Annotated in this window: 16 protein-coding genes; 7 read left to right on the top strand and 9 right to left on the bottom strand. The window is 75.2% G+C overall.

From position 1 onward, the window contains the following. The first annotated feature begins 7 nt into the window (after positions 1–7). Positions 8–1,099: an alpha/beta hydrolase family protein gene (locus AB2U05_RS01620; RefSeq protein WP_045704267.1), complete on the top strand. Its 1,092-nt coding sequence runs from the start codon at positions 8–10 to the stop codon at positions 1,097–1,099. 23 nt (positions 1,100–1,122) lie between these two features. Here the strand turns inward: AB2U05_RS01620 and AB2U05_RS01615 are convergent, their stop codons facing one another. The 6 genes from AB2U05_RS01615 to AB2U05_RS01590 form a co-directional block, all read right to left on the bottom strand. Then, a complete protein-coding gene (locus AB2U05_RS01615) occupies positions 1,123–2,193 on the bottom strand; it encodes a BTAD domain-containing putative transcriptional regulator (RefSeq protein ID WP_369182176.1) in 1,071 nt (356 codons plus the stop codon). 117 nt (positions 2,194–2,310) lie between these two features. Then, positions 2,311–3,675 (bottom strand): serine/threonine-protein kinase, encoded by a 1,365-nt coding sequence (locus AB2U05_RS01610; RefSeq protein ID WP_045711412.1) that lies wholly within the window; start codon positions 3,673–3,675, stop codon positions 2,311–2,313. A gap of 11 nt (positions 3,676–3,686) precedes the next feature. After that, complete coding sequence (locus tag AB2U05_RS01605) at positions 3,687–4,454, bottom strand: hypothetical protein (RefSeq protein ID WP_045704259.1); 768 nt, start codon at positions 4,452–4,454, stop codon at positions 3,687–3,689. Between the two features lie 169 nt (positions 4,455–4,623). After that, entirely contained in the window at positions 4,624–6,009 is a 1,386-nt protein-coding gene (locus tag AB2U05_RS01600) for a hypothetical protein (protein WP_369185873.1), read from the bottom strand. A 95-nt stretch (positions 6,010–6,104) separates the two neighbouring features. Further along, positions 6,105–7,649, bottom strand: a complete 1,545-nt coding sequence (locus tag AB2U05_RS01595; protein ID WP_369182175.1) for a peptidoglycan DD-metalloendopeptidase family protein — start codon at positions 7,647–7,649, stop codon at positions 6,105–6,107. Positions 7,650–7,660: 11 nt separating this feature from the next. Beyond that, a complete protein-coding gene (locus AB2U05_RS01590) occupies positions 7,661–8,650 on the bottom strand; it encodes an alpha/beta hydrolase (protein WP_369182173.1) in 990 nt (329 codons plus the stop codon). 278 nt (positions 8,651–8,928) lie between these two features. Here AB2U05_RS01590 and AB2U05_RS01585 point away from each other — a divergent pair, with 278 nt between their 5' ends. Further along, a complete protein-coding gene (locus AB2U05_RS01585) occupies positions 8,929–9,432 on the top strand; it encodes a hypothetical protein (protein ID WP_369182172.1) in 504 nt (167 codons plus the stop codon). On the opposite strand, the gene AB2U05_RS01580 is transcribed toward AB2U05_RS01585, so the two are convergent. Next, entirely contained in the window at positions 9,383–10,237 is an 855-nt protein-coding gene (locus AB2U05_RS01580; RefSeq protein ID WP_369182171.1) for a neprosin family prolyl endopeptidase, read from the bottom strand. The genes AB2U05_RS01585 and AB2U05_RS01580 overlap by 50 nt on opposite strands. A 195-nt stretch (positions 10,238–10,432) precedes the next feature. Here AB2U05_RS01580 and AB2U05_RS01575 point away from each other — a divergent pair, with 195 nt between their 5' ends. Next, positions 10,433–11,812: a helix-turn-helix domain-containing protein gene (locus tag AB2U05_RS01575; protein ID WP_369182170.1), complete on the top strand. Its 1,380-nt coding sequence runs from the start codon at positions 10,433–10,435 to the stop codon at positions 11,810–11,812. A 46-nt stretch (positions 11,813–11,858) separates the two neighbouring features. Here AB2U05_RS01575 and AB2U05_RS01570 read toward each other — a convergent pair whose 3' ends face one another. After that, entirely contained in the window at positions 11,859–12,410 is a 552-nt protein-coding gene (locus AB2U05_RS01570; RefSeq protein ID WP_369182169.1) for a YciI family protein, read from the bottom strand. A 58-nt stretch (positions 12,411–12,468) separates the two neighbouring features. Beyond that, a complete protein-coding gene (locus AB2U05_RS01565) occupies positions 12,469–12,624 on the bottom strand; it encodes a hypothetical protein (protein ID WP_369182168.1) in 156 nt (51 codons plus the stop codon). A gap of 193 nt (positions 12,625–12,817) precedes the next feature. Here AB2U05_RS01565 and AB2U05_RS01560 point away from each other — a divergent pair, with 193 nt between their 5' ends. From AB2U05_RS01560 to pqqE, 4 genes are all read left to right on the top strand, one after another. Continuing rightward, positions 12,818–15,094 (top strand): serine/threonine-protein kinase, encoded by a 2,277-nt coding sequence (locus AB2U05_RS01560; RefSeq protein WP_369182167.1) that lies wholly within the window; start codon positions 12,818–12,820, stop codon positions 15,092–15,094. A gap of 666 nt (positions 15,095–15,760) precedes the next feature. Then, the gene (gene pqqA / locus AB2U05_RS01555; RefSeq protein ID WP_045695963.1) at positions 15,761–15,940 is read left to right on the top strand and encodes a pyrroloquinoline quinone precursor peptide PqqA; all 180 of its coding nucleotides are present in this window, start codon (positions 15,761–15,763) and stop codon (positions 15,938–15,940) included. Continuing rightward, positions 15,925–16,659: a pyrroloquinoline quinone biosynthesis protein C gene (locus AB2U05_RS01550; RefSeq protein ID WP_369182166.1), complete on the top strand. Its 735-nt coding sequence runs from the start codon at positions 15,925–15,927 to the stop codon at positions 16,657–16,659. Before pqqA ends, AB2U05_RS01550 begins: the two co-directional genes overlap by 16 nt. Then, positions 16,656–18,065 (top strand): pyrroloquinoline quinone biosynthesis protein PqqE, encoded by a 1,410-nt coding sequence (pqqE, locus tag AB2U05_RS01545; protein WP_369182165.1) that lies wholly within the window; start codon positions 16,656–16,658, stop codon positions 18,063–18,065. Before AB2U05_RS01550 ends, pqqE begins: the two co-directional genes overlap by 4 nt. Positions 18,066–18,070: the final 5 nt, after the last annotated feature.

Below are 18,070 nucleotides of genomic sequence, written 5' to 3'. Positions count from 1 at the left end.
GAACACCGTGACGAGGACGATCAGCCGGTGGCGAACGGTGGTGGCCCTGCTGGCCGCCGTCGTGGGAACGGCCACCACGGCGGGCACCGCGCAAGCCGCCGCCGGCACCGGGGCCGCCGGAACGCCGCCGCGGATGGCGGACGGGTACGGCCTGACCCAGGTCGACGCGGCCGTGGGAGGCCCGACGAACTTCTACCTCACCGTGACCACACCCGAGGTCACCGGGAAGCACCACATCAAGATCATCCTGCCGAGCGGGTACTACGACGATCCGGGCCGGCGCTACCCCGTGCTGTACTTCCTGCACGGCTCGCCCGACGACCCCGTCCAGCAGAACTACCCGGCGCTGACCATGTCCGACTCGATGATCACCGTCATCCCGGACGGCGGCGCCCGGGGCTGGTACGCCAACTGGCTGAACCAGAACACCCAGCTGGGAGCCCAGAACTGGGAGAACTTCCACCTCCAGCAGGTGATCCCGTTCATCGACGCGAACCTGCGGACCGTCGCCACCAAGAAGGCCCGGGCCGTCGCCGGCGTCTCCATGGGCGGGTTCGGGGCCCTCCACTACGCCCAGGACCACCCCGAACTGTTCAGCCAGACCGCGTCCCTGTCGGGGGACATCGACCTGTCGGCCGACTCGATGGACCTGCGGCTGGCCGTCGTCGCCTCCCTCATCGACGCGCAGGGCGCGATCTGCGGCTCGGCCTCCGGCGCCTGCGGCGACCCCGCGAACGACCCGTACAAGCCCGGCGTGGACAGCGACGCCCTGTTCGGCTCGCCCTACCCGGTGTTCAACGTGGACCGGCGGTGGAACGAGGTCGACCCGTCGCAGCACATGGACAAGCTCGCCGGGGTCGGGGTCTCCATCTACGTGGGCAACGGCCGCGGGGTGCCCACCGACCTGGAGTTCTGGCTCGAGGGCGCCTCCAAGCACGTCAAGGACCGCATGGACGCCCTGGGCATGCCCTACCACTACGTCGACTACGGTGACGGCGCCGCCTGGGGCACCCAGTGCAACGGCGGCCACAGCGCCGGCTGCTGGGAACAGGACCTCCGGGACCTGATCCCCCGGCTGGAACGGGCCTTCGCCTCCTGAGCCCCGAGCAGGGCACCCGGGCCTCACCGCACGGCCGCGGTGCGGCCCGGGCCGCCTCCGTCCCCGGCCAGGATCAGCTGGTGCGTCCGCCGCAGCATCCGGCTCGGGGCGACGCCCAGCTCGTCGGCCAGCCGGCGGTGGGTGCGGTCGAACACGGCCAGGGCGTCGGCCTGTCGGCCGCCGCGGTACAGCGCGTCCATCAGCATCGCGGCCACCGGCTCGTTCAGCGGGTGCTCCGCGGAGAGGACGAACAGCTCGGCGGTCGCCTCGGCGTGCCGGCCCAGCTCCAGCTGCCAGGCCGCCTTCCGCTGGGCGACGGCGATCCTGCGCTCGCTGAGCCGCAGCCGCTCCAACTCGGCGAGCGGGCCGGGCAGCGCGGCCAGGAGCTCCCCGCGGAACAGGCCCAGCGCCCGGGCGCAGAGGCGGACCGCCTCGGCCGGATCGCCCGCCCGATGGGCCGCCCCGGCCTCGGTGACCAGGTCCTCCATGCACGTCAGGTCCACTTCGGCCGCGCCGGGGACCAGCCGGTAGCCGCACCGGTCGTGCTCGATCACCGAGTCCGGGTCGTCCCCGAGGCGCAGGGTCTTGCGGAGGCGGTAGACGTGGACCGGCACCACGTTCGTGACCGGCTGCTCCGCTCCCCAGACGCCGTCCAGCAGCTCCTGCCGGCTGACCGTGCGGCCCGCGTGCAGCGCCAGCGCGGCCAGCACGGCCTGCTGGCGCAGGTGCCCCAGGTCCAGCGGCCGCCCGTCGCGCCAGGCCCGCAGTGGTCCGAGCACGGAGATCCGCACCTTCGCCCCGGCCGCCCCGCCGTCGGCGCCCCGCCGCACCGGGCCCGCCGGCCGCGTGCGGGGGCCGCGGCCGGGAGCGACCAGCCCGCAGTCGAAGGCGTGGACGATGGCCGCGGCCCGGTCGCGCAGCCCGAACGTCACCAGGATCCGCGCGAGGTGCCCGGCGACGGCGTCCTCCGAGAGGGCGAGGGCGGCAGCGATCTCGTCGTCCCGCAGGCCGCAGCCGACCGCGCGGAGCACGGCGCGCTCCTGAGGGCCGAGCGCCATGGCGCTCGGCCGGCTGGTGGTGGCGGTCGTCGGCATCGCTGCTCCCAGGGCTGTCGGCCCGCCGGTCCGGCGGGCGCCGTCGACAAGCTAGTCAGGGCGGTGGCGGGCGGAGAATCCGGAACGATCCGGAGGCCTGCCCGCGCGACGGGCCCGTCAGGGGCAGCGGAGCAGGGCGGGGCGGTCCTTGGTGCGGACGGCGGGGAGCCAGGCGGTGGTGGGGCCGGGGAGGTGGACGCGGTACCAGAGGGTGGAGGTGCGGTCCTCCTCGTCGATGACGGGCAGGCCGGCGGGGAGCTGGCAGTCGGCGTCGAGGAGGTCGCCGTGCCAGACGCGGGTGGGGACGACGTTGTCGGCGGTGTACGGGCGCAGCGGGTCGACGGCGAGGCCGAGGCTGCACCGGGGGTCGCGGTCGGCGCGGTCCTGGCAGCTGCGCTCGGCGTTGAAGACCCGGACGCGGGAGGGGTGTGCGGCCGGGCCCGGGTCCGGCCAGAGCGCGGCGGTGACGGCGGCCGAGGCGCACGCGGCGAGGGCGACCAGGGCGGTGCGCGGCCGTGGGCGGCGCCGTCGCGGGCGGTGGCCGGCTTGGTGGGCGCGGATGCGGGCGAGCAGGCTCTCGGCGGTGTGCGGGGCGCGGGCGGCGTGGGTGGGGGCGAGGCAGTCGGCGGCCAGGGCGCGCCAGAACGGGGGTACGGCGGCGGCCAGCCGCAGGTCGGCGCGCCCTTCGGCGTACTGCTGGGCGGCGGCGCCGCGGGCGGTGGGGGTGGCGCCGGGGAAGGGCGGGACGCCGGCGGCGAACACCTCGTGGATCACGATGCCGAGGGCCCAGATGTCGGCGGTGGACCGGATCTTGATCCCGTGCTCGCCGAGCGGTTCCTTCCAGCGTTCCGGCGGGAGGTAGTCGGGGGTGCCCATGGGGGCGCAGTGGCCGTGGGTGCCGGTCAGTTCCACGGCGAGGCCGAAGTCGGAGAGGCGGACCTCGCCGTCCGGGCCGATGAGGACGTTCTCGGGTTTGAGGTCGGTGTGGACCCAGCCGGAGCGGTGCAGGTGGGCCAGGCCCTCGCAGATGCCGGCGATGATCCGGCCGCCCCGGTCCTCGTCGACGCCGGTGGCGAGCAGGTCGCGCAGGGTGCCCCGGGCGCGTTCCATCACCAGGACGACGGCGCCGTCGAGCGCGGGGTGGTCGGGGGCGGACAGGGTGAGGGAGTCGAGCAGCCGGACCAACCGGGGGTGCGGCGCGGTACGGGCCAACTCGGTTTCGCGGCGCGCCGCTTCGGCGACCTGGCGGGCCTGGCGGGGGGCGAGTCCGGCGGTCGGCAGCACCTTGAGGGCGACGGTGTCGGCCGCACCGCCGGTGTCGTCCGGGCCGGCGGCGGCCGTGGTGCCGCCGGCCCGGCGGGCGGCGTAGACCGTCGCCCAGCCGCCCTCGCCGATGGGCTCGGTGACGGTCCACTCGCCGACCCGGTGGCCGGCGGGCAGCAGCTCCTGGTCGGACCCGCGGAAGGCCGGGTGGTGCGTCATCGCGCCACTCCTCACCGTCCCGGCTCGACGGCGTCCGGGCGCGGCAGGAGCGCGAGGTGCTCCTCGCGGACGATGCCGAACTTCAGGGCGAGCCCCACCACGGCCTCGCGCTTGCCGTTGCGGCGGTCGGCGCGGGCCGCGTCGTCGGGCAGGTCGATGCGGAGCTTCTCGTCGGCGAGGTAGTCGAGGTGCGAGCTGACCGCGCGGGGGGTGAGCCGGGCGCAGGCCGGGTGGCCGCGCAGGCGCGCGACCACCTGCGGGGTGGTGGGCACGGCGGCGGGGGACCGGTCGCGCAGCCACGGTTCGCAGAGCGCGACCAGGACCAGGAAGTAGGTGGCGGTCTCGTCCAGCGAGTACGCCGTCATGGTGCGGCTCTCCCAGGAGCCGGCGCCGCGGGCGTGCGGGTCCAGGTAGACGTGGTCGGGCGCGAACACCTGGAAGCACAGCGGGGTTTCCCGCCGCGACGGCAGCACCACCCGGGAGAACTCGAACGGGATCGGCGCGCCGATCCGGCGGGGCGGCACCCGCAGGTACTCGCCGGCGCCCTCCGGGTTCTCGACCAGGTAGGCGTGGGTGCTGCTGAGGTTGCTCAACTGCCAGTGGTCGTCGGTCGCGTGGATCTCGCCGGCGAGCCGGGAGACCGTCTCGTCGCCGAGCCGGAGCTCCACCGGGGTGCCCGCGGAGCCGCGGCCGAAGCGCGCCCGCTCTCCCGGACCGAGCCGCAGGGTGACGGCCTCGTCGCCGTTCCCCTCCGGCAGGTGGACGAGAATGCCGCTCACCGTACCCCCGTCCCGCGCACCACTGCCCCGTTTCGCATGCTCACCGTTGTCCTCGGACGAAACGGTACCTCCTTGTGCATGACAATAAACCGCAGGGTGGCGCAGACCACTCGAAGGGGAAACGGCCCGGGCGGGAGCACGCGTGCTCCCGCCCGGGCCACCGGTGCGGTCAGTTGACGGCGGGTCCGGCGGTGGTGTTGAGCCAGGTCCAGTCGGACCAGGTGGAGAAGCCGGTCTGCCACTTGTGGTAGACGCCGGCGCTGCTGGTGCCGAACACCTCGATCCGGCCGTCCGCGTTGGTGGCCGCTCCGACCTCGGTACCGGCGCCGCCGAAGGTCTCCCACGGACCGTACGGAGCGTTGACGCCGGTCTGCCAGATGTGCTGCGCCGTACTGCCGTTGATGGCGAACACCTCCACCCGGCCGTCCGGTGCGCGCTCACTGGTCAGCTGGGAGTCGGCGGGGCCTGCGGCGGGTTCCCAGTCGGACCAGGTGGTGGGGTTGGTCTGGTACTTGTGGTAGACGCCCTTGGGGCCGGAGGCGAAGACTTCGAGGCGGCCGTCCTGGTTGTGGTCGACGGTGAGGCCGTGGCCGCCGCCGCCGAAGGTCTCCCAGCTGGACCAGGTGCCGTTGACGGCGGTCTGCCACTGGTGTTGGAAGGTGGTGCTGTTGAGGGCGAAGACTTCGAGGCGGCCGTCCGGGGCCTTGCCGAGTTTGATCCGGCTGTCGGCGGGGCCGCCGCCGGTGGGTTCCCAGTCGGACCAGCCGCTGTTGGGGGCGGTCTGGTACTTGTGGAAGACGCCGACCGGTCCGGAGGCGAAGACTTCGAGGCGGCCGTCCTGGTTGGCGCCCACGGCGATGGTGTGGCCGCCGCCGCCGAAGGTGTCCCAGGCGGACCAGGCGCCGGAGGGCTGGAGCTGGTAGCGGTGCTGGAGGGTGGTGCCGTTGATGGCGAACATCTCCAGTCGGCCGTCCGCGTCCGCGCCGATCGCCAGCTCGGCGCCCGCGGGGCCGCCGAGGTTCTCCCAGTCCGACCACGCGCCGTTGACCGCCGTCTGCCAGGCGTGCGAGACGCCGTTCGCCCCGGCCGCGAACACCTCCAGCCGGCCGTCCGCCGAACGCGCCGACACCACCTTGCCCGACTGCGCCGGGTACACCAGCGGCGCCGGTCCGGGTTCGTGGTGGCCGAGCCGGTCCACGGCGGCTCGCGCCGCGTCCAGGTACCGCAGGTGCGCGCGCTCGTTGTACGTCGACCAGGGCTGCCAGTTGGTGCCTTCGTTGGAGATGCGGAAGGCCGCGTTGGCGTTGCACTGGGCGTCGAAGGCGCAGGCGTCGCTCACCTCGGGGTGCCAGTAGTCGTTGATCTCCCACAGGCCGCGGTCGCGGGACGGCGGCGTGTTGTTCTGGACGTTGGACGCCAACGGGTTGCAACTGGACTCGGCCATGCCGACCGCGATCGCGGTCACCAGGGCGTCGCCCCGGAAGCCCGCGGCGTAGCCGACCTCGGCGCACAGGTCGATGCCGGTGGAGGCCGACGCGGGCGTGCCGCCGACCATCAGGCCCGCCGCCACGCTCACTGCGGCGAGCCCGGAGAGCAGGACGCGGGAGGGCGCCCGGCGGCTGCCTCGGGTGCTGGTCACGTGATCGCTCCTCAACTGACGGCGGGTCCGGCGGTGGTGTTGAGCCAGGTCCAGTCGGACCAGGTGGAGAAGCCGGTCTGCCACTTGTGGTAGACGCCGGCGCTGCTGGTGCCGAACACCTCGATCCGGCCGTCGGCGTTGGCCGTGGCGACGATCTCGGTGCCCGGACCGCCGAAGGTGTCCCACGGGCTGTACGGCGCGTTCAGGTCGGTCTGCCAGGTGTGCTGCGCGGTGCTGCCGTTGATGGCGAACACCTCGATGCGGCCGTCCGCGGTCGGCTGGCTGGTGAGCTGGGAGTCGGCGGGGCCTGCGGCGGGTTCCCAGTCGGACCAGGTGGTGGGGTTGGTCTGGTACTTGTGGTAGACGCCCTTGGGGCCGGAGGCGAAGACTTCGAGGCGGCCGTCCTGGTTGTGGTCGACGGTGAGGCCGTGGCCGCCGCCGCCGAAGGTCTCCCAGCTGGACCAGGTGCCGTTGACGGCGGTCTGCCACTGGTGTTGGAAGGTGGTGCTGTTGAGGGCGAAGACTTCGAGGCGGCCGTCCGGGGCCTTGCCGAGTTTGATCCGGCTGTCGGCGGGGCCGCCGCCGGTGGGTTCCCAGTCGGACCAGCCGCTGTTGGGGGCGGTCTGGTACTTGTGGAAGACGCCGACCGGTCCGGAGGCGAAGACTTCGAGGCGGCCGTCCTGGTTGGCGCCCACGGCGATGGTGTGGCCGCCGCCGCCGAAGGTGTCCCAGGCGGACCAGGTGCCGGAGGGCTGGAGCTGGTAGCGGTGCTGGAGGGTGGTGCCGTTGATGGCGAACATCTCCAGTCGGCCGTCCGCGTCCGCGCCGATCGCCAGCTCGGCGCCCGCGGGGCCGCCGAGGTTCTCCCAGTCCGACCACGCGCCGCTCACGGCCGTCTGCCAGGCGTGCGAGACGCCGTTCGCCCCGGCCGCGAACACCTCCAGCCGGCCGTCCGCCGAACGCGCCGACACCACCTTGCCGGACTGCGCCGGGTACGCCGGCGGCGCGGGGCGCGGACCGGTGCCCGGCGTGCAGGGCATGGTGATGCCGCGCCCCGCGAGGTACGGGATCGGGTCGGTGCGCACGGTCGCGTCCGCGTCGGCCCAGACCCGCAGGTGCAGGTGCGGGCCGCTGGACTCGCCCTCGCTGCCCATCAGCGCGATCAGCTGGCCGGCCGCCACGTGGTCGCCGGCGGCCACCTCCCGCTCGCGCATGTGCCCGTACTCGGTGATGGTCCCGTCCGGGTGGAGGATGCGGATCCACTGGCCGTAGCCCTGCGCCGGGCCGGAGGCCGTCACCTGGCCGTCGCCGGCCGCGTAGATGGGGGTGCCGTAGTCGTTGGCGATGTCGATGCCGTTGTGCTCCGGGGTGTAACCCTGGGAGATGTAGCCGGCGGCCGGGCAGGACGCCGCGGCTCCAGCGACGGCAGCGGAGGCGGTCAGGGCGGGTGCCGCCGTGGCGGGTGCGGCGGCCGCGGCCGGTACGGCGACCGGCAGCAGCAGGGCGGCCGCGGCCAGGGCGAGCCGGTGGGCGCGGCGGGAGAGGGACGGGAACACCGGTGCGCCCCTCACGCCTTGCGCAGGCGGTCGATGATGCCGTCGAGGTCGAGCCGCATCATGTCGGGACGGATGATGTGGCCGCCGGGCACCTCGTGGGAGTCGTGCGGGATGCCCGCCCGGTCCAGCGCGGAGCGGAACTCGCGCTGCCCGGCCAGCACCTGCGGCTCGTTGACCTGGCTGAACCAGTCGACCGGGTCGGGGCTGGTCCCGGCCACCAGGAAGACCCGCTTGTTGCGGTAGCTCTCGATCCGCTCGACCGGGTTGTCGGCGCTCACCCGGGCCTGGTCCCACAGCGGCGCGCCGTAGATCGTGCCGCCCGCCAGGTCCAGCGCGGCGGAGGAGGCGTTGGCCCAGTGCGCCACCAGGCCGCCGTCCCGGCGCAGGCTGGCCGGGCCGGAGTGGGCGCTGACCGAGGCGAAGTGGCCGTAGTACTTGGCGGCGTACTTCAGCGCGCCGAAGCCGCCCATCGAGAAACCGGCCACCGCGCGGCCGTCGTACTCGGCGTAGGTGCGGAAGTTGGCCTCGACCCACGGCAGCAGCTGGTTGATGTGGAACTGCTCCCAGTTGCGCGGGCCCACGTTGGAGCTGACCGGGTTGGAGTACCAGCCGGCGTGCCCGCCGTCCGGCATCACCACGATGATCGGCTTGCCGATGGTCCAGTCGCGCACGCCCATCCGGTCGAAGGTGATGAAGTCCTGGTCGGTGCCGCCGCCGTGGAACAGGTACAGCACCGGGTAGGTGCGCCCGCTCGTCCAGTAGTCGTCCGGGAGCAGCACGTTCACGGCGGGGTTCCAGCCGATCGCGGAGGTCTGGAAGCGGTAGTACCACATCCGCGGGTCGCTCTCGTTGCGGTCCACGATCGTCAGGCCGAAGCCGTTGTCGGCCGCCGCCGCGGACCGCGCCGAGGCCAGCGAGCCCGCGGCGCCCAGCGCCAGCGCGGCGCCGAGCCCCCCGGCGGACCTGAGGATGCTCCTTCGGGTGGGGTGGTGCGCGGTCAACGTGGCCTCCTGGGAGCGCGTGACGGCGGTCCGTCCGGACCGCCGGGTGTCGAGCGGTTGGGACGGTAGCCACGCGCCGCGCGGCGTGGAACCCGGAACCATCCGGACTGACAGCGGCCGACCGGCAGCCGAGACTGGTTGCTCCCGCCGGAGTCGGCCGAGCAGGCGGATCGGCTCGCCCGGGGGAAGGCCGCGATTGAGCGATCCGCCGCCGCCGCCCGTACCGGTGACTGAGGGCCCCGCCGCGCGGGCGGGGCGCCACCCCACCGGAGCGGACCATGGGCCTGAACCTCCTCCACCGCGGCACGGCCCTCGGCCCTCGGCTGCTCACCCGACTGCTGCTCCAGGCGGTGACCGCCGCCGCACTCGCCGTCGACGCCGCCGTCCACGCCGACCTCGCTCCCGACTACGACTTCGGACCCGGCCCGACCCAGGGCACCCTGTTCCGGGTCGAAGCCGCCGCGGCCTGCCTGGCGGCCCTCCTCGTCCTGTTCGCCGGCCGCCGCTTCGCGGTGTGGGCGTTCGCCTTCCTCGTCTCCGCCTCCGCCCTCGGCGCCGTACTCCTCTACAGCCACGTCGACGTCGGCGCGCTCGGGCCGCTGCCGAACATGTACGACCCGGTCTGGTACCCGCAGAAGACCGCCAGCGCGGTCGCCGAGGCGGTCGGCACCGCCACCGCGCTGGCCGGCCTCCTGCTCAGCCGCCGCCGCCGTGTTCTGCTCCGAACCGCCGTCAGCAGGGGCCGGCGCCGGGGCCGCCCAGGTGGAACCCGGTGGGGGTGACCCGTCCCGAGTCGTAGAGGGCGGGGCTGGTGGCGGTGACCGTCAGCCGGGCGGGGTCGGCGGAGTCCATCAGCTGGAAGTCGCGGATCCAGCCGGAGCCGGGGGCGCTGCCGAAGCGGCCGTCGCCCATGGACTCGCAGGTGCTGCCGGCCGCGTGGGCGACCTCGCCGAAGGCGGTGATGACCTGCGTGCGGGTGTAGCCGCCGTTCCAGAGCGAGCCGGGGAAGTAGCCCACGGCGTGCTGGTTGTAGAAGATCCACCAGTCGCCGCCGATGTTCACGATCCCGTAGCGTCCGGCGTCCCCGGGCCGCAGGGCCATGCCGGCGGTCACGGTGCGCGAGACCGGCACGAAGCCGCAGCCGTTGTAGCAGCTCTCCTGGCCGTCCACCCAGTGGTAGACGAACAGGTGCGGCAGCAGGTCGCCGTTGAGGCCGAGGTCGACCGTCCAGCCGACCTCCACGGTGGACTTCTTGTCGGCGGACTGCACGGCCAGCTCCTGCAGCGAGTGCGAGGAGGTGTCGCCGGGCTTGACGGTGGGGGCGGCCTGGAGCATCTGGACGCTCGCACCGGCGGCGTCGGTCGTCTGGCGGCCCGACACGTAGTCGTAGCAGGCGCCGAACCAGCAGATCGGGCCGGAGCCGGCGGCGAGCGGTGCGGCGGCGGAGGGCACCGCCGGCGGGAGGGCGTGGCTCGTGGCCGGCGCCGCCGCCGTGGTCGGGGTGGCGGCGGTCGCCGGGGCGGCGGCCGATAGGCCGAGGGTGGCCGCCAGGACGGCGGTGCCGAGGATGGTTCGCCGAGTGCGCATGGGGGTCCGTTCAGCGAGAGCGAGTGGGGGGATGGCCGAGTCCGGTCCGGGGGAGTCCTGACCCGGCGTTAACTGATGGCTTAACCTGACTTACATTCGGGCTTAAGTCAATGGCTGTCACACCGGCACGCCATAGCCTGGACACGGCAGCGGCCGGCACGCGGCAGCGCGACCGGGACGGGGAACAGGAGCGGCATGGCGGACGACCGGCACGACGACCGGCTGCGGATCGGCAGACGGATCCAGGAACTGCGCGCCGAACGCGGGCTCACCCAGCGCGCGCTGGCCGAGCCCGCCTACACGGCGGCGTACGTGTCGACCCTGGAATCCGGCAAGGTCCGCCCCTCCGACACCGCACTGCGCTACCTCGCCGAGCGGCTGGGAGTCAGCGCGGACCAGCTCGCCACCGGACGCCCCGCCCATTTCGCCACCGATCTGCGGCTGCGCCTGGCCGACGCCCGCCAGACCCTGTGCACCGGCGAATCGGCGGACGCCGCCGCGCACTTCACCGAGCTGGCCGCCGAAGCCGGCCGCTACGAGCTGGCCGACGAGCAGGCGGCGGCACTGCTCGGGCTGGGCGACTGCGCCCTGGAGATCGGCGAACTCGACGAGGCCATCGGCCACTTCCGGGCCGCCGAGGACCTGCTGCGGGACGCCCCGCTGCCCCGGCGGGTGCCCGCGCTGCGCGGCCGGGCGGTCGCCCACCTGCTCGCGGGCGACGTGCGCTACTCCTGCTACCTGCTGGAGAGCACGATCGACCGGCTCAACGCGGGCGGGCTGCCCGATCCGCAGGCACTGCTGCTGCTCTACTCCGCGGTGATCGCCCCCTACCTGGACCTGGGGGCGCACCGCCGGGCCGTGCAGGCGGCCGAACTGGCCCTGGCCCTCGCCACGCAGGTGGACGACCCGATCGCGGTGGCCCGGCTGCACCGGTCGGTGGCCCGCACCATGCTGGCCGACGGCCGGGCCGCCGAGGCCGACGCCTCGCTGGCCCGCGCCCAGGAGCTGTACCAGCAGCTGCGGATCCGCACCGAACTGGCGCACTGCCACTGGATGCGCGGCTACCTGCGCGCCCAGGACGGCGACCTGCCCGCCGCCGAGCGCGAACTGCGCACCGCCCGCGCGATGCTGACGGATCGTCATGCCGCGCTCTACACCCAGCAGATCGACGTCGAACTGGCCGACGTGCTGCGTCGGTCCGGCCGCGGCGACGAGGCGGCGGCACTGCTCTCGGACCTGCTCGGCTCGCTGCACCCCAAGCGCGGCGCGGTGCACGCGGGCGCGGCCCACCGGCTGCTGGGGCGGATCGCCGAGGAGCGCGGCGCGGTGGCCGACGCCGAGGAGCACTACCGCACCGCGCTGGAACTGCTCCAGCACGCCGGGGCCACCGCCGATCTGGCCGACCTGTGCCGGCTGCTCGGCGACCTGCTGCGCCGCACCGGCCGCGCGGAGGAGGCCCTCGACGTCTACCGCAGCGGCCTCGGGCACCGGGCCACCCCCGGCACCACCACCCTCGGCCCGGCGCCGGCCGCACCACCGCTCGGGTCGAACGCGTCGATCCAGTGCGGCCGGTGAACGGTGTCGCCCTCGCCGGACCGGCCCCGGTCGGGTCCCGGCGCTGTCAGGACGGCCGGCCGCCGGGGTGCCAGGGGTGGACTTCGATGCTCGCGTAGCGGTCCGCGGTGAGGACGGCCCGGGCGGCGGCGGGGCCGGGGGCGCGGAGGATCGCGGCGGTGCCGAGCCAGGCGGTGGCGTCGTCGGAGAGCAGCGGCCCGTAGGCGACGAGGTCGTCGCGGTTGGCGGGGACGGCGAGGTCGGCGGGCTCGCCCTCGCCGAGGCCGAGGACGAGGAAGCGGTCGTCGCCCTCGCGGCCGCCGGGGAACTCCCACATGGTGCGCCCCAGCAGGTTGCGCCAGCGGCGCAGCAGCACGTCGCGGTAGACGCCCGCCTGGTAGGTCGGCTCGTCGAAGGCGAACGCGCGGGCGGCGGCGGGATCCGGCAGGTCGAGGATGTGCACGCTCCCGGTGGGCAGTTCCCGGTCCTCGGTGAGCGTCGGGCCCCGGGCGATCATCTGCTGGGCGAAGCCGTCCATGTAGGACCAGTGCGTTTCCAGCATGTCGTCGCGCAGCGGCAGCGAGCCGGGCCGGTCGCGGTGGTAGGTGAGGAATTCCATGCCTCATGATCACCGCGGCCCGGCCCTCGGCGCGAGCGGATTGCCGGTGCCGGCGGAGTCAGTGCCGGGACGGACGGCGCGGTGGTGAACCCAGCGCGCGGAGAACGGAGTTGTCGAGCGGGCTGGCGGTGAGGCGGTGGACCAGCGCGGTGAGTACGGCGCGCAGGCGGTGCGCCGGGCGGACGGGGGAGTGGAACGCGGTGAAGACGGACATGCGGCTCACCTCCGGGAGCGATGGCCTGCGGATCCGCAGGTGATCACCAGCCTGGACCCGTGCGGCCCCGCCACGGGCGTTCTTGACGGTCTGCTGACGGGGCCCTGACGGAACGTGAATTCGAGCTCGAAGGAGGGCTGGGACCGGTGCGTCGGTAGGATCTGCGCCACACGACCTCGGGGGGCATGGACACGTGGAAACGCTGGGTGCGGCCGGGCCGGCCCGGGTCGGGCCGTTCCGGGTGCTGGCGGTGCTCGGCCAGGGCGGGATGGGCCGGGTGCTGCTGGGGGTCGCGCAGGACGGGCGGCCGGCGGCGGTGAAGCAGGTGCACGCCGAGTACGCCGAGGACGACGGCTTCCGGGCGCGCCTCCGGCGCGAGGTGGAGGCCTCGCGGCGGGTGTCGGGCGGGTACACGGCGGCCGTGATCGCCGCCGACCCGGACGCGCCGACGCCGTGGCTGGCCGCCCAGTTCGTGCCCGGCCCGACGCTCGCCGAGGTGGTGGGCGCGGCCGGACCGCTGCCCGAGGAGGCGGTGCGGCGGCTGGCCGCCGGACTGGCGCAGGCACTGGTCGACGTGCACCGCGCGGGCCTGATCCACCGCGACCTGAAGCCGTCGAACGTGCTGCTGGCCGGGGACGGCGTGCGGGTGATCGACTTCGGCATCGCCCGCGCCGCCGAGGAGGCCTCCGAACTCACCCGCACCGGCGGTGTGATCGGCTCGCCCGCGTACATGTCGCCCGAACAGGCCGAGGGCCGGGCGCTCGGCCCGGCCAGCGACGTGTTCTCGCTCGGCTCGCTGCTCGTCCTGGCGCTGTGCGGCCGCAGCCCGTTCGCCGGGGCGACCACCCTGCAGACCCTGTACAACGTCGTGCACACCGAACCCGACCTGGGCGCCGTCCCGGCGGCCACCCGCCCCCTGCTGGCGGCCTGCCTGGCCAAGGACCCGGCCGCCCGGCCCACCCCGGAGCGGCTGCTCGACCTGCTCGGCTCCGTCGCCCAGGTCCCGCGGCCCTGGCCGGAGGCCGTGCACGCGCTGATCGCCGCGCAGCAGCGGGCCGTGGACGGCCTGCTCGGCGCACCCGAGGCCCGGACGGTGGTGATCGACCCCCGGGCGGCACCCCGGGGCCGGCGCCGCGCGCGCCGGACCGCCGCCCCGGCGGTCGCCGGCGTGCTGGTCGCGGGCCTCGGCGTCGGCGGGTACCTGCTGTGGGGCCCGCAGGACGGGACAGGGGTGCCGGACAAGTACCTGAAGGCGCCGATCTGCGCGGAGGCGGCGGGCGGGCTGCACCTGCCGGCCGACCAGCGCAAGCCCGACAAGGACTGGTACGTCGAACGGTCCGGCACCGCCCAGACCCGCTGCTCCTGGTACGGCTCCTCCGTCGTCCAGGGCGTCCGCTCCGAGGACCGCGACCCGTCCGCCACCGTCCAGTGGAGTTGCGGCGCAGCGCGGGCAACAGTGAGAACGCCACCAAGACGCAGCGCGACGACTTCTCCGACGCGGCGAAGAAGGACCGGCAGGCCGATGCCCCCGGCATCGGCGACGAGGCCTACTGGGACAGGCCCGGCACCGGCGAGACCTGCGCCCTGGTCGTCCGCGACGGCAACCTGCGCCTGTGGGTCCGGCTCGGGGGCGAGGACCACCCGGAGCCGGACTGCAAGGCGCAGGCCGCCGCCGTCGCCCGGGCGGCGCTGGCCGCGATGCCGCGCTGAGGCGGGGTCAGGGGTGCTGTGGGGTCGGGCCGGGGACGGCCGGGGCGGTGGTGCTCGGGGTCGGCTTCGGCGGGGCCGGGCGGTCCGGGCCGTCGAACGCGCCCAGCAGGAACGCCAGCAGTATCCCCGCCGCGCCGAGGGCGACGGCGGCCAGCACGGCACGGAGGGGCCGTCGCCCAACGCCGCCGGACATAGCGACGGCGCCGGCCGTGACGGGCTTGCCACTCTGGAAGGGAACCGGTGCCTGGGCCGGTTGGGGGATCCAGCGCCCGCCCGGAACCGGGGCGAAGAACGGTGGCCGGGGTTGCCACGGCGGCGCCACCGGCGGCAGAACCTCCGGTCGCCGCTGCTCGGGCACCGCGCCCGCCCGTACGGCCGGCGGCGGAACGTCCAGCAGCGACGCCAGGAACCGCCGCCACCAGGCCACTTCCGGCCCCGGCCGCGGGCATGCCGAAGGCGAGCCCGGCCTGCCGTCCGAGGCGAGCAGCGAGCGCAGGTACCGGCGCTGGAAGGTCACGGGCCGACCTCCTCGGGCCGGCGCGGTGCCGGATCCGCCGCGTCGCCGTCCGGCGCGGGGCCCTGGACGATCTCGCGGACGCTGCCGAAGGTCCCCAACTGCCGGATCAGCGCCGGTGCGGAGGCCCCGGCGGCGACCGCCGCGTACAGGCCGGTGACCTGCGAGTGCAGCAGCCAGCCGGTGAGGGCGCCGAGGGCGACCCGGCTGAGGCCGGCGGCGAGGTCGGCGGTCGGGTCGATGTAGTGGCGCAGGGGCGGCATGCGGCGGCGTTTCTCGTCGCGGGCCTTGTGCCGGGCCGCCTGCCAGGCCAGTAAACGTCCGTTGGCGATGACCAGTTCGACCAGTGCGCCGCCGACCGCGCCGTATCCGGCGGCCTGAGCCCAGTCCAACCGTGCTCCCTCCAGGGCGGGTTGTGATGTGCGGGCCAAGCATCGTGCATCCGGGGGTGGTGGATCAAGGCGGTTGGTGAACTCTTGGGGCCGCGCCGGCCCGGGGCGGTCAGCGTGCCTCGGCGGCCGCGCCCGCCCGCGTGCCGGGTCGACCGGGACGACGAGGACCGCCTGCGGGCTGCGGATCAGCGGCGGCATCGAGGACCCGCTCGGCCGGACCTCCACCGCGGCCCCGCCGGCCACCCTTGCCGCCACCGTGTCCAAGGCCCCCAGGGGGGCGATGCTCTTGAGCCCCCGCGGGGGAGCCGACCGCGGTGTCCGGTCGGGCGAACGTCACCCGGGCGGGTGAGCGGTGCGCCGCCCCTTCCCGGGCACCGGCGGGACCGGCGGGCCGGGGCCCGGCGGGCGTCCGGCACCGCACCGGCCCGCGTTCTCGACCGGCGGCCGAGGGCACGGGCTCGTACCGTCCGGGCAGAGGGCTCGCGTGTCCTCGTCCCACCCCCGAACCGAGGAGGCAGCCATGGATGCCGCCCGCACCCCGTCATCGCCGCCGTCACCGCCGCCGGGGGCCGGCGCCGCGCCCGCGGCCCGGCCGGCGGGCGCCAGGCCCGTCTGGTCCGCGCCCGCCGTGGAGTGCCACCGCACCGGCGCCGAGGTCACCGCGTACGCCGGACGGGCCGCGCAGTGGCGCGACCGCTGAGCCGCGAGCGGTTCGCGGCCAGGCTGTACGACCTGCGCGGACGGTACTGGGACACCCACCCGTTCCACCTGCGCCTGCACTCCGGTGGCTGCACGCCACCGGAGCTGCGGCGCTGGGTCGCCAACCGCTGGTACTACCAGCTCTGCCTGACCCGCAAGAACGCCGCGATCATCGCCAACTGCCCGCTCCCGGAGGTCCGCCGGGCCTGGGCCGGCCGCCTCGCCTACCAGGACGGCCCCCGGTCGGACGGCCCCGGCCCGGACGGCCCGCGCCCGGACGTGCCGGTCGGCGCCGAGGGCGGCCTGGCCGACTGGCTGGTGCTCGCCGAGGCGGTCGGCCTGGACCGCGCCGAGGTCCTCGACGAGCGGCACGTCGCCCGCGGCGTGCGCTTCGCCGTCGACGGCTACCTGCACTTCTGCCAGACCCGGCCGTGGACCGAGGGAGTGGCGGCGGCGCTCACCGAGATGTTCTCGCCCGACCACATGGCCGAGCGCGTCACCGCCTGGCGCGCGCACTACGGCTGGATCGCCCCGGCCGGGTACGCCTACTTCGAGCACCGCATCCCGGTCGCCCGGGAGGACAGCGCCCGCACCCTCGAACTCGTCCTGGACCACTGCGTCACCGAGGCCCAGCAGCAGGCCGCCGTGGCCGCGCTGGCCTTCAAGTGCGAGGTGCTGCGGGCCATGCTGGACGCCGTCGACTACGGGCCCGACCGATGAGCACGGCCCCCGCCCCCGTCCCCGGCCTGCGCGCCGGCGTCCGCCTGGTGCACGACCCGGTGCGCGGCCGCTCCGCGCTGCTCCACCCCGAGGGCGTGCTGCTGCTCAACGCCACCGCCGCCGCCGTGCTGCGGCACTGCGACGGGCGCCGCGACGCGCGAGCGGTCACCGCCGGGCTCGCCGAGGAGTACGCCGGGGTGGACGGCGCCCAGGTGGACGCCCTGCTCGCCGACCTGGCCGAACGGCGGCTGCTCGCCCTGGACGGCACCGGCGCCCCCGCCGTCCCCGCGACCGCCGCCGCACCGCCCGCCGGCACCGGCACCGTCCGCACCCCCGCCCCGCTCGGCCTCATCGCCGAACTCACCTACCGCTGCCCGCTCCAGTGCACCTACTGCGCCAACCCGGTCGAACTCGCCCGCTACCGCGCCGAACTGGACACCGCGCAGTGGCTGCGGGTCCTCGACCAGGCCCGCGCACTCGGCGTGCTCCAGCTCCACCTCACCGGCGGCGAACCGCTGCTGCGCCCCGACCTGGCACAACTCGTCGCCCACGCCCGCACCTTGGGCCTCTACACCAACCTGGTCACCAGCGGCGTCCCGCTGGCCGCCGGCCGCGCCGGCGAACTCGCCGAGGCGGGCCTGGACCACGTGCAGCTCTCGCTCCAGGACACCGACCCGAACCGCGCCGCCGCCGTCGCCGGGCTCGCCGCCCACGACCGGAAGCTCGCCGCCGCCCGGCAGTTCACCGCCGCCGGCCTGCCGCTGACCGTCAACGCCGTGCTCCACTGCGGCAACCTGCCCCGGCTCGGCGCCCTCGCCGACCAGGCGGTCGCGCTCGGCGCCGACCGGGTCGAGCTCGCCCACGTCCAGTACTACGGCTGGGCCTGGCGCAACCGCGCCCACCTCGCTCCCGACGCCGAGCAGGTCCGGCAGGCCGAACGGGACGTGGCCGCCGCCCGGCGGCGCCACGGCGGGCGGATCGAGATCGTCCACGTCGCCGCCGACCTGCACGGCGGCACCGTCAAGCCCTGCATGAACGGCTGGGGCCGCGAGCAGCTGGCGGTGGCCCCCAACGGCGACGTCCTGCCCTGCCTCGCCGCCGCCGGCCTGCCCGGCCTGACACCGCCCAACGCCGTCACCGACGGCCTGGCGGCGAGCTGGCACGACTCGCCCGCCTTCAACCGCTTCCGGGGCACCGACTGGATGTCGGAGCCCTGTCGCAGCTGCGCGCTGCGCGAGCTGGACCACGGCGGCTGCCGCTGCCAGGCCTACCAGTTCACCGGCGACCCGGCCGTGACCGACCCGGCCTGCCGCCTCTCACCGCACCACCACCTGGTCACCGCCCCCGCCCCGGCCGAATCGGCGGCCCCGGTGCCCCGGCGCTTCCACCGAACTCCTGGCGAATGAGCGCG

The organism is Streptomyces sp. Y1 (assembly GCF_041053115.1).
GTDB classification, from domain to species: Bacteria; Actinomycetota; Actinomycetes; order Streptomycetales; family Streptomycetaceae; genus Kitasatospora; species Kitasatospora rubellomurina.
The sequence above is the reverse complement of the archived record's forward strand: the minus strand, read 5'-3'. Positions and strand labels throughout refer to the sequence as shown.